This window comes from Enterococcus mundtii, assembly GCF_002947535.1.
In the GTDB taxonomy this organism is placed as follows: Bacteria; Bacillota; Bacilli; order Lactobacillales; family Enterococcaceae; genus Enterococcus_B; species Enterococcus_B mundtii_B.
The window spans coordinates 16,126-28,247 of the sequence record NZ_PUAP01000002.1 but is presented as its reverse complement, the minus strand read 5'-3'; the positions used below and the strand labels follow the sequence as shown (position 1 = coordinate 28,247).

Annotated in this window: 9 protein-coding genes; all 9 read left to right on the top strand. The window is 37.1% G+C overall.

The genetic code is table 11. From position 1 onward, the window contains the following. Positions 1 to 23: 23 nt before the first annotated feature. The 9 genes from CUS89_RS00140 to CUS89_RS00100 all read left to right on the top strand — a co-directional run bounded on the left by CUS89_RS00140 (position 24) and on the right by CUS89_RS00100 (position 11,887). Positions 24 to 1,760 carry a fibronectin type III domain-containing protein gene (locus CUS89_RS00140; protein ID WP_104870558.1) on the top strand — a complete coding sequence of 579 codons (1,737 nt, stop codon included), beginning with the start codon at positions 24 to 26 and terminating at the stop codon, positions 1,758 to 1,760. A 560-nt stretch (positions 1,761 to 2,320) separates the two neighbouring features. Beyond that, positions 2,321 to 4,366 carry a pectate lyase-like adhesive domain-containing protein gene (locus CUS89_RS00135; protein WP_181055274.1) on the top strand — a complete coding sequence of 682 codons (2,046 nt, stop codon included), beginning with the start codon at positions 2,321 to 2,323 and terminating at the stop codon, positions 4,364 to 4,366. A 286-nt stretch (positions 4,367 to 4,652) separates the two neighbouring features. Then, complete coding sequence (locus CUS89_RS00130) at positions 4,653 to 5,282, top strand: WxL domain-containing protein (protein ID WP_104870556.1); 630 nt, start codon at positions 4,653 to 4,655, stop codon at positions 5,280 to 5,282. Positions 5,283 to 5,313: 31 nt separating this feature from the next. Beyond that, on the top strand, positions 5,314 to 6,363 hold the full coding sequence (locus CUS89_RS00125; protein ID WP_104870555.1) for a DUF916 and DUF3324 domain-containing protein: 1,050 nt from the start codon (positions 5,314 to 5,316) through the stop codon (positions 6,361 to 6,363). A gap of 168 nt (positions 6,364 to 6,531) precedes the next feature. Next, complete coding sequence (locus tag CUS89_RS00120; RefSeq protein ID WP_181055273.1) at positions 6,532 to 8,010, top strand: helix-turn-helix domain-containing protein; 1,479 nt, start codon at positions 6,532 to 6,534, stop codon at positions 8,008 to 8,010. 399 nt (positions 8,011 to 8,409) lie between these two features. Beyond that, positions 8,410 to 9,423, top strand: a complete 1,014-nt coding sequence (locus CUS89_RS00115) for an NAD(P)H-dependent glycerol-3-phosphate dehydrogenase (protein ID WP_065096148.1) — start codon at positions 8,410 to 8,412, stop codon at positions 9,421 to 9,423. A 30-nt stretch (positions 9,424 to 9,453) separates the two neighbouring features. Continuing rightward, positions 9,454 to 10,335, top strand: a complete 882-nt coding sequence (gene galU, locus CUS89_RS00110) for a UTP--glucose-1-phosphate uridylyltransferase GalU (RefSeq protein ID WP_104870553.1) — start codon at positions 9,454 to 9,456, stop codon at positions 10,333 to 10,335. A gap of 64 nt (positions 10,336 to 10,399) precedes the next feature. Continuing rightward, a complete protein-coding gene (locus tag CUS89_RS00105; protein WP_065096150.1) occupies positions 10,400 to 10,774 on the top strand; it encodes a hypothetical protein in 375 nt (124 codons plus the stop codon). Between the two features lie 507 nt (positions 10,775 to 11,281). Continuing rightward, positions 11,282 to 11,887: an SIS domain-containing protein gene (locus CUS89_RS00100; RefSeq protein ID WP_104870552.1), complete on the top strand. Its 606-nt coding sequence runs from the start codon at positions 11,282 to 11,284 to the stop codon at positions 11,885 to 11,887. The last annotated feature ends 235 nt before the right edge of the window (positions 11,888 to 12,122 follow it).

Genomic DNA, 12,122 nt, shown 5'->3' with positions numbered 1-12,122 from the left:
AATACAAATTTAGGAGGGAAAAAATGAACAAGAAAACTTTATTATTCTCAGTTGGTCTTTTAGGTTGTTTGATTGGAGGCGGAACAGATGTGTTTGCAGCAGACGCAGCAGATACGATGCCAGATATCTCAAATCGCCAAGTTTCAGTAGGTTATTATCATAATTGGATGCCTGAACAAGGTGCTGGTTACCAAGGCGGTCGTCCGGCAGATACTGATTTGGCAAAAGTAAATCCTTTTTATAATGTGATTGCTGTGTCATTCATGAAAGGAGAAGGTATCCCAACATTCAAACCTTACAATATGTCTGACAGTGAATTTAGACAAAAAGTAGCAACTTTGAATGCTGAAAATCGTGTGGTCATTATTTCACTTGGGGGTGCAGACTCACATATTGAATTACATAAAGGGGAAGAACAAGCCTTTGCAGATGAAATCATCCGTTTGGTTGAAGTTTATGGATTTGATGGCTTGGATATTGATTTAGAGCAAACTGCAGTAGATGCAGGCGACAATAAAACAGTGATCCCAGATGCGTTGAAGATCGTTCGTGCGCATTTTGAAAAAGAACAAAAACATTTTATTATCTCCATGGCGCCAGAGTTTCCGTACTTAAGAACACAAGGTAAATATGTTCCATACATTACTGCTTTAGAACAAGAGTATGATTTTATTGCACCACAGCTGTACAACCAAGCAGGTGATGGTATCAGTGTTGGAACTGAATGGATCGCTCAAAACAATGACAGCAAAAAATTTGAATTCTTATATGGGATTTCAAAAGCTTTCAATGAAGGAAGCGGTGGTTTTATCCAAATTCCAGCGAATCGTTTAGCTTTAGGTATTCCAGCAAACGTTGATGCAGCAGCAAATGGTTTTGTAAAAGAACCATCGAAAGTTTATGATGTATTTGAACAAATGGAAAAAGATCAAACACCATTAAAAGGTTTGATGACTTGGAGTATCAACTGGGATGAAGGAAGAAACTCAGCTGGAGTAGAGTACAATGAATCATTTGCGAAGTCTTATCAGGATCTATTCCAAGAAAAAACACCTGATACAGAAAAACCTTCACAACCAACCAATCTAGCAGGCACAGCAACACATTCAACTGTTGCATTATCATGGACAAAATCAACAGATGATCGTGGCGTAGCAGGTTATTACATTTATCGCGATGGCGAACAAATTGGCAGAGCAACAAACAATGCTTATACAGATACAAAATTGACTGCCAGCACAGAATACACTTATACAGTGAAAGCATTCGATGCAGCTGGTAACGTTTCAGAAGAAAGTAAAGCGTTAGTGATCTCTACATTAGAAGAGCCACCAGCAGACTTGGAAGCTCCATCAGTACCATTGAACATTACGGCTTCATCAATTAGTGACAAGAGTGTCTCTTTATCATGGACACAATCAACAGATAACGTTGGTGTAGTAGGCTATTATGTTTACCGTGATGGTGAGCAAGTAGGAGAAACAGAAACAAACACATTCAGTGATGCAGGATTAACAGCTAATACAGAGTATTCTTATACAGTCAAAGCATTTGACGAAGCAGGCAACATTTCAGAAGAAAGCAAAGCATTAGTTGTGACAACAGCGGATGCACCAGCAGTAGAAGCATGGGATGCAGATACAATTTATGATTTAGGTGATCTCGTGACACACAAAGGCAACACATATCGTGCAAAATGGTGGACACGAGGCAATGAACCTGGAACTGAACAATGGGGCCCTTGGGAATTGATTGGCTAATCGATCCATATCGGTCTTTATTAATAAAGCAACGTTGATACTCAACCAATCAACGAATAAATGATTTGCTCAGTATTGTTAAGATTTTCGTGCATGTGTAACGAGAATCTTAGCAATTGGGCAAAGGCATGATAAAAATTCAATTAGTTTTTATGTTTGTATAACAGAACATAGAAAAAATCATATATTAAAACAACTATTATAAAAATTCCAAGTCCTCTTTTAAGAGGGCTTTTTTTATTTTTTAAAGAAACATGAATGGATTGAAATCATAACGTATAGGTAAAATGATTATTAAATTTTTACACTGAGAAGGGTAAATCTATGGATTTTTTTCCCTAGATTATCAAGCATAATACAGACATAGATCAGTAAGCACTTCGTAAAGGAGGTTGATATATGAGAAATAAATATAACGTGAATGGTTGTTTTCAGGCTGAGTGTTTGATGGAAAAGTGATGTTCCAACTGAGCGGTAAATCATGAAAAGATAAATGATCACCCTAATGCTATTGGTGGGATCAAATTATCTAGGTGTGTAAAAAAGGGATGTTTTTTATAATGACAAGGATGAAGATAGTAAAAAATATAAAAGTAGTTATGTGTATAGTAAGTATCATTTTTTCTTTTTATAACGTAGCCATCAGTCTACCGTATCATGCGTCTGCTGATTCGACAACTGTGAATAGTGAAAATACCCCAAGTGAAAGTACCACGACAAAAGAAATGGATTCTTCAGAGGAATTAAGTGAATCATCTAGTCCCACGCAAAGTGATTTTCAATCCGTTTTAGCTGTTCCTACAGCAGCTTCAGGCATAGCTAGTGTGGATAACTTCAATGATTTTCGCACCGCTTTATTGGACACCACTATTACAGACATTTATTTAACTGGAGATATTACGTTAACAGCCTCTTTTAATATATATTCGGCAAAAAATATTTATGGAGATGGCCATACGATCGATATCAATCTTCAACTGATTGGCGTTGCATTACCGTATGTGACTTGCTCGATTTATGATGTCACACTAATCAACCAACATCCCTATTCGTTTTTCTGGTCCGAATTTCCAGGAGTCACGGTCAACTATACAAATGTCACCTCTTCTGGCCAGCAATTCATTTATCTACCTAACGGGACAGCCAATTTGTATGAGAATGTCACAGCCTCATCAGATACGCAAGAAGTTTGTGAAGTAAAAGAATTAAATATACGAAATGGAGCAAATGTAGCATTTAATAATACGAGTAATAGCTATCCAGTAGTAGGTAATAATAGCAATACTGTATTGAATATAGAAGATAATACCACTTTTAGCGCACAATCAAACAATCCAACAGCAACTATTGCAATCGGTCAATCGCTGTCAATCGCAGCAACTAGCAATTTTTCGATTGCTAATTCCAAAGGTTGTGCTTTAGGTTCATATTATAGTAGTGCACCATTCTCGATCGCTTCAAATAGTGGGATTGGTACTTGGAAGCTAAATAGCACAGACCCACTTCCCGATATCGGCTATACGGGGCCAATTACGACAAGTTTTAATTTAACTTCGATTGATATTGCTCAAAATACCTTGAGTGTGACGTCCAATAATCCCATGTTTCCAAAATATTTCCAGTCTAAAAATGTAAGAAAAATTGCTAGTGGTCCATTTACGAGTAAAGCACAGGTAGTTACAAAGGATATTGATCTATTACTGGGTGAAGTTTGGATACCACCGTATAACTTTGTCAGTGCAACAAATGCGCTAGGACAGCCACAAACAATCAATGATGTCACGATTCAAGGTGAAGCAGATAACGACAAACTAGGTACTTATCAAATTACTTTTACTTGTGATGATGCTGTGTCGATTGCCACAGTCAATGTCTTTGACATCAAGCTCCATTCCTTACCTACGATCTATGCCAAGGATACATGGAATGAATATGATGGATTAGATTGTATCATCGAAGCAGATAATAGTAACAATTCGTCCCTGCCTTTCTTCGAGGCAAATGTTAGTGTCACTGCGCAAAAAATCGAAGGGGCTGATTTGGTTGATATTGATCCTCAAAAGTTGACAGAAGAAGAAGGAGAGTATGTTCTTACCTATACGTATAAGCATAAATCTAAAAGTATGAATGTGACGGTTGAGGAAAGTCTATTCAATGATCAATCAATCTATCCAGACAGCCTTGATTTTGGCAATGTCGATATCCAATATACAGACAATCAATTGATTACTACAAATGCCACAGGAAAAATTGATATCACTGACAAACGAAGTAACAATGGGGACGGATATAAAGTAAAAGTCACTCAGGACCAAGTATTGACTGGAGTGAACAGTGGCTTTCAATTAACAGGATCAATGATCCAATTTGAAACAGGGACAGCAACTAATAGTAGTGGGGGAGTAGTATTAAGTACTGGGAGTAATCAAACGGTTGAGATTCCAGTTGGAGAAGAAAAAGAAGTATTTCGAGTGGATAAAGGAAATAGTCGGGGTCAGATTGTCTTGCCACTCACCGATTTTAAGTTGAAGTTGCCAAATGATAGTCCGAAAATAGCTGATTCTTATCAGGCAAAAATCACTTGGACACTTTCAGAAACGCCATAGCCATAAGTTTCTAGCAGATGATGGAATTTGAATGGATGATGACAGAATGAGGAATGTGCCATCTAATGAATCAGAAAAATAGAGTCTGAAAGAATAATCAGGATTAAGTTGCGTACACAATTTACAGAATCGTGAACCAAGCGGTAATGAAGTCAACTAGTTGCGTCTCATTTCTAAAAGCCAAAAGGAATGATACACAGGTTTTGGACAGTTCAAGCATGATCAAAGTCCGTATATTAGGACAGCTAGTTATAAAAAATTTTACAATGAAAAGGAGCATAAGATAATGGTAATCACAAAAAAATATGTCATGGCAGGTATGAGTATCTTAGTAGGAGCAAGTTTAGGCGTCACAGCGGTGAGCGCGGATACGACGACGGATGGAACAGTGACTTTACAATCACCAACGGGTGGAAATGGAGAAGATTTGAACCTAGCAACCAACAAGTTACCAACTAATCTGAATTTTGGTACAGCTAATATCAAATATGATCAATCCATCGAACAAATCGCTACAGTAGACGGTAATCAGGCATCTGCGCCAACAACCACGGATATCCAGGTCACAGATAATCGTGGTGATCTGACGAAGGGCTGGAAACTAAAAGTAAAACAAGCGACCCAATTTACGTCAACCGTCAATCAGGCTGAATTGGCGGGGGCAGAATTAACAATCAACACAGGGGATGTGACAAACATTGGTGGTGATCTGCCGACAGGCGGTGTGATCAATACCCAAGATTACGTGATTACGCCTGGTGTAGATGTGGAAGTATTCAAAGCGAGTCCAGGAGAAGGGTTAGGGATTTCTACATTGCCAGTCAACCAATACAAGTTAAGTATTCCTGCGGCAGCTAAAAAAGAAGCGGATACCTATCATGCACAATTGACATGGACATTTTCTGATACATTGTAAGAACTGCTCTTGATAGAAAGGACGTGCCCCCGTGAAAAGCAAAAGAAATATGGCAATGCTTTTATTTTTATTCTTTTTGTATCATCTATGTGGTACACCTGTTTTTAGTGATGAAAACTCAGTTTCTCAGAATATTCCATTTTTGGTGTCCACGCAATTGCCGGACAATCAAATAAATAAACAGGTCTCCTATTTTGATTTACAAATGGAACCAAAACAAGAACAGACGTTGCATCTTAAAATCGAAAATATCTCGGATCAGACGATCACGCTAGAAACATCTTTATATCAAGGGAATACGAACAGCATCGGAGTCATTGAATATGACAAATCTATAAAAGGCTTGGCAAATAACGCACAAGTCAATATAGAAGATCTAGCAAAAATAGCAGAAAATAAAATCAAGATTTCTCCAAAGCAAACACATGAATTACAAGTGAAAATCAAGATGCCTGAAAAAGAATTATCTGGGATTACCATTGGAGCGATTCGGGTAGTCCAGAATAATGAAGAAAACAAAGAAGGTAATATTCAAAATAATTTTGCGAGAGAAGTCGGTTTGGTTTTACAATCAAGTGATCCAGAAAAAATTCCTTCAGAATTGAAATTTTTAGATGCACAAGCAGAACAGGTGAATGCTCGAAATGTTTTTACAGAGAAAATCCAAAATCCTAAGCCCAAATTAGTCCGGCTAACCAACTTGAAAGCGGTCATTAGTAAAGAAGGCAATCAAGAAGTTATTTATCAAGCAAACCAGCAAGAAGGGTCGATTGCCCCAAATACGGTTTTGAACTATAGGATACCATTAGATGGCAAATCATTATTACCGGGAGCGTATGTGGCGACATTTGAAGCAGATGAGGGAGCACAGCACTGGAAGTTAACAAGGAGATTTACAATAAAAAGCAACACAAGCAAAAAATTAAATCAAACAGATATATTGATCAAAAGTAAACCTAGTTTTTTTGCACAATATAAATGGATGATCATAACTGGGTGCATCTTACTGGGGGTTATTCTAGTTTTGTGTATTTATGTAGGTAAAATCAAAAGGAAGTTAGCTGAACAGGAGAATAACTGAGCTCGTTTATCATACGTAAAGGTGAGAGGAAAGAACTGGTGTCACGTTCCTTCCTCTTTTTCGTGACAAGAAAAATAAGTTTTTTTAAATTTTATCAGTCTTTTTACTTCAACTTGATTTTTTAATGATATTATCCACTTAATTTAGCAGGTGGGTGGGGGAGTAATAGTGTTCAGAAAATATTTAGAGAAAGAAATTTTTCGAAAAGTTACTATTATTAATCTATTGTGGGAAAAATCAAGTTTGACTTCACTGGAGATTGCTCAACGATTGAATGTTTCTGTCTCTACGATAAAAGGTGATATAAAAGCAATCAATCTACAGTTCAATGAGAATGATCCCTTGATTGAATCAAATCCAACAGGTTATTTGATCAGAAATAAGTACAAAAGAAATAAACGTGCGTACATGAAGAAAATCTATCAATATTCACCCTTTATCAAAGCGTGCATCTATTTTTTTAAAACCGATTTTTCAAATCCCCTAGGTTTTGCCAAGCAAGAATATATCTCTTCTTCCAAAGCATATCAACTAAAAAAAGAGGTGATGTCTTATGTTGCTTCTTATGGCATCGACTTGAATGATAAGAAGGTCGAGGATGAATACCGCTTACGGTTTTTGATTGCGCTTTTTCAAATGAAGAGTGGTATCCAAGTAGTAAAAGTATCAAAGACAAGTCAGTATAAAATAAATCTTCTGTTCCAACAAATCGAAAAAGAAGAAAAATGTTTATTTTCAGATTTCTCAAAAGAATACGCACAGATTTTACTTCAATTGATGTTTGATCGAAAAATGAAGTTAAAAGACAATCTGGATAGAAAAAAACTAGAGATGTATAAATGCACACCTATTTATCATCAGATAGAAGATCGTCTTATCGCTTTTTTAAAACAAATGTTTTTAAGTCCAGATGAACGAAATTTAAACTATTGTACGATCGTATTCAATTTTTTAAACCAAAATTTTTATGAAGTAAATGCACATGAAAAGAATTATCAGTGCTATATTACTTTTACCAAAAAATTCCCTGTGATCAAGTACGAGTATCTGATCCATAAGATGGAACGGAATATTCCTAACTTTTCTAATAACCAACGAACCATCGAAGTACTAACCTTGATGTTTTTGCGGAAATGTCACTTCAATTTCCAACAGTTGATTCCGGAAGAACATGTTGTGGAAGGGACAGACATGGCAGAGATTCCCCAAGCATTCTTTGAGAAAATCAAGCAGATCTTTATGGATTGGAATGATTTTTCAGGATTGGACCTAGCATTTTCAGACGATCATTTTCGGTATTTAGCAACCAAGATTTATTTTTTGACCTATCGTAGCAAAAATGAAAAAAGAGTCTTTTTACTGACAGGGGTCTGTACGGATTTTTTATGGGCACAAGAGATGTTAGAACAAGAATTTGGAAACACTTTGGACATCCAACAATTCAATCCGGAAACAATTCCCAGCGACTACAACAAACGTGACGTGATTTTGTATAATATCAGTCACGAGAAACTATCACAAATTGATTGCTTCAAAATGAAGGTATCCTTTAATTTTGATTTTTGTGAATTGTTTAACATAAGAAAAGAATTGTTTGGTTATGATATCGCCATGTATAAAAAAATCATTGAGAAGGAATTACAATAACTAGAAGAGATGGGTAAAGGCGACTGACTTTTAGAAAGCCAATAAAAAAACGAAAATCGCTTATTGACTGTCGATTTTCGTTTTTTATTCTTGATTTTTTTGTGTATCCTTGTAAATTGAGCTTACATTGGCGGTGTAACTGACCACATAATTTGAACCTCCCTTTGTTCCTTTGTTGATAAGAAGACTATATCATTGGAATAGACCAAATAAACATCTTGTATGGTATTGCAACATTATTTTTTTGTCCGTGTTAGGATTAAGAAGTAAAAGGGCTGGATAAAATAGAACTTTTTCGAAATCCTTATTAAACAAAAGCTAAAAACAATGAAAATAAGTCCAGTATTTTGATAATCTATACTATAATAGAAATTAACTATGAATTTTGGAGGAATTTCCATGAAACAAAAGATTGCAGTATTAGGCCCTGGTTCTTGGGGAACTGCTTTAGCACAAACCTTAGCAGAAAATGGACATGACGTCCGTATCTGGGGGAATGTTCCAGAACAAATCACAGAGATCAATACGTATCATACAAATAAACACTATTTGCCTGAATTACATTTACCAGAATCGATCGTCGGCTACACAGAATTGTCTGAAGCTGTCAAAGAGGTAGATGCAGTATTATTTGTTGTACCAACGAAAGCAATCCGTGCTGTAGCGCAAGAATTGCTACAGCATTTAACGACAAAACCAGTGATCATCCATGCCAGCAAAGGATTGGAACAAGACACACATAAACGGATCTCAGAAGTGATTGCTGAAGAAATCCCAGAAGAGAAACGGCAATCCATCGTTGTTTTGTCAGGCCCTAGTCACGCAGAAGAAGTGGCTGTCCACGATATCACAACGATTACTGCTGCAAGTATTGATCAAAAAGCAGCTACTTATGTGCAAGAATTATTCATGAATGAGTATTTCCGTATCTACACAAATAACGATGTGATCGGTGTCGAAACGGGCGCAGCATTGAAAAATATCATTGCGATCGGTGCCGGTGCGATTCACGGGCTTGGTTTTGGCGATAATGCGAAAGCGGCAATCATGACAAGAGGATTAGCTGAGATCAGTCGTCTTGGTGTAGCGATGGGCGCGAATCCTTTAACCTTTATTGGATTAAGTGGTGTCGGTGATTTGATCGTGACTTGTACAAGTGTTCACTCACGTAATTGGCGTGCGGGTCATATGTTAGGTGAAGGACAAAAATTAGACCAAATCCTAGAAAATATGGGGATGATCGTGGAAGGTGTATCGACTACAAAAGCGGCGGTTGAACTTGCTGAGCAACTAGGTGTAGAGATGCCCATCACCCAAACGATCTATCGAGTTCTTTATCAAGGTGAGGATATCAAACAAGCAGCAAAGGAAATCATGTTGCGTGATGGCAAGATGGAAAATGAATTTCAGTAAATCAACAGAATGGAGTATATAAATACGCATATGGAAAATAAAATCGTAAGAAAAGCAGTCATTCCTGCAGCAGGTCTAGGCACACGTTTTTTACCTGCAACCAAGGCAATGGCAAAAGAAATGTTGCCGATCGTTGATAAACCAACGATCCAATTTATCGTAGAAGAAGCTTTAGCTTCGGGCATCGAAGATATTTTGATCGTCACTGGAAAAGAAAAGCGACCGATTGAAGACCATTTTGATTCGAATATCGAATTAGAATTGAATCTACAAGAAAAAAATAAAATCGACTTGCTAAAATTAGTCGAAGAAACGACGAATGTCAATCTTCACTTTATCCGTCAGTCCCATCCTTTAGGGTTAGGTCATGCGGTATTACAAGCCAAAACTTTTGTTGGAGATGAACCATTCATCGTCATGCTTGGGGACGATTTGATGGAAGATGAGATTCCACTGACAAAGCAATTGATCTTAGATTACGAGAAGACAAAAGGTTCAACTGTAGCAGTCATGAAAGTCCCTCATGAAGATACATCAAAATATGGGATCATCGATCCAGAAGCAAAAGAATCTGAAGGTTTATATGAAGTGAAACAATTCGTCGAAAAACCTTCACCTGAAGAAGCTCCTAGTGATTTAGCAATCATCGGGCGCTACTTATTGACACCAGAAATTTTTGAACGATTAGAAAAACAAAAACCTGGGGCTGGCAATGAGATCCAATTGACGGATGCAATTGATGAATTAAACAAAATACAACCCGTATATGCAAGAGAATTCAAAGGCTCTAGATATGATGTCGGGGATAAATTTGGTTATCTAAAAACGAGTATCGAATACGGTTTAGGTCATCCCGAAATCAGCGAACAGCTAAAACAATACCTCATTGATTTAAGTCATTCTCTTGACTAAAAAACTTTACAATTAGATAAATGAAACCTTGAGAAAAGAATAGTGAATGGAGTGTATTGCTTACATGGGGATTTTAATCAACATTGCACAAACATTTCTTGATGGATTGAAATGGTTGATGGAGGGAAATAATTGGCTATTTTTACTGCCAGTATTATTTATTAGTTTGTTTACGATGTTTTATATGGTCAGAATAAAAGAAACTTTTTTGATCTTTATTTGGTACTTAGCCTCAGTGGCGATCGGTAGTTTGATCATCGTTCTTTTGTGGGGCGATCAACAGGCATTTCTTTTTGCGGCAGCTTTTCTCTTGCTGTATCTTTTTGCCTATATCCCGTATCTACTCAAAAGATTCCATGTCGTCAAAAAAGGCAGACATGCAGCTTCTCCGAATCGATCAAAAGATGTCTCAGAAAGACGGACAAGGTCTGGCCGCTGATATTTTGATACTTGCACTTGTTCAGCACTTTCCTTACAATAGATGCAGATAGAAATAACTAAAAAAAAGGCTCCTTGATAGTTAGCGGCAACTAACTATCAAGGAATGACCAGTCACACGTATACACCCTGACCGATCATTTTGCCATAGTCGATGCAACGCACCAACCGCATTTATTGTACCTGATTTAAGGAAGATTTTCTACCTTATGAGTATAAATAGCGGAGGAAGCGAGGCAGTTTGTTTACTATGTCAAAAAAGATGTATGTTGGTGCAAGTGGTTTGTTCAATAAGTTTCAAAACCTTGCATTTAGCAATACATCGTTCCTATCTATTACTCTAAAGCCGAAGACATCAAGATGCTGCTACATCAGATCTTTCGTTTGATTGTAATGAATAAGTGGTTAAGGTAAAGATGAGACTGAGCGTTTGCTTCGTCTCATCTTTTTGTGTTTTTCTTTTAACAGTTATCTCTATTCTGAAATAGCAGAAGAAGAGGAGAAAAGAATGAGCTTACCCTATTTTGATTATTGTCAACAGCTTGAACAAAAACTAAGGTTCGAGAAAACCTTGATGGAACAAGCGGGGCGTTGGATCGCCACACAGATTCACCGAGGAGGATGCTTACATATTTTTGCTAGTCGCACGTTGCAAGGCATTGCTTATGAATTTTGGCAACAATGCCCGAAAATCTTACCAACTCAGTTGATCGAACACCCGGCAGCGGGAATTTATGAGTCACTGGAAGGAACTGGTCAAGCGATCATTGAACAAATCAATGCGCAACCAGAAGATATTTTTCTCCTCTTATCAAATGAAGGGAGAAATCCAGCAATCATTGAACTAGCAGAATGGATCAAAGAACAGGGACACCTATTGATCGTGATCACCGGATTTGATCTATCCCGAAGTATCAAGTCAAGACATAGTAGTGGTTTGCGCTTATATGAATATGCGGATCTAGTATTAGATAACTATGCAACAATAGATGATGCAGTTCTTACGGTTCCTAAGTTTGAGCCAGCGATATGCGGTGCTGCTTCGTTAGCCACCTTAATTTTATTACAGCAGATCGTTTATTTTTCAGTGTATTCTTTGTTGGAGAATGACTAAAATAGAAGGATAAGAGTCCGAAAAAGAGACAAGAAAGAATCGTGATGATTCTTTCTTGTCTCTTTATACACGTTGATGAAAGAGTCTTCCCCAAAACTCTTTACATTCCAATTATAGTACATTTGTTATGAATATTGCAATGAAGATACCTAATGAAAATTAAAAGAGAGGGGGAAAATCGACCAAAAACGATGGATCAATCAGAGATCTAATAAGGTTGAAAATGTATAAATAT

Excerpts from the sequence above, each read along its gene's own strand:
- galU (WP_104870553.1), top strand. The coding sequence starts at position 9,454 with ATGGAAAATAAAATCGTAAGAAAAGCAGTCATTCCTGCAGCAGGTCTA.
- CUS89_RS00130 (WP_104870556.1), top strand. The coding sequence starts at position 4,653 with ATGGTAATCACAAAAAAATATGTCATGGCAGGTATGAGTATCTTAGTA.
- CUS89_RS00100 (WP_104870552.1), top strand. The coding sequence starts at position 11,282 with ATGAGCTTACCCTATTTTGATTATTGTCAACAGCTTGAACAAAAACTA.
- CUS89_RS00135 (WP_181055274.1), top strand. The coding sequence starts at position 2,321 with ATGACAAGGATGAAGATAGTAAAAAATATAAAAGTAGTTATGTGTATA.
- CUS89_RS00140 (WP_104870558.1), top strand. The coding sequence starts at position 24 with ATGAACAAGAAAACTTTATTATTCTCAGTTGGTCTTTTAGGTTGTTTG.
- CUS89_RS00105 (WP_065096150.1), top strand. The coding sequence starts at position 10,400 with ATGGGGATTTTAATCAACATTGCACAAACATTTCTTGATGGATTGAAA.
- CUS89_RS00115 (WP_065096148.1), top strand. The coding sequence starts at position 8,410 with ATGAAACAAAAGATTGCAGTATTAGGCCCTGGTTCTTGGGGAACTGCT.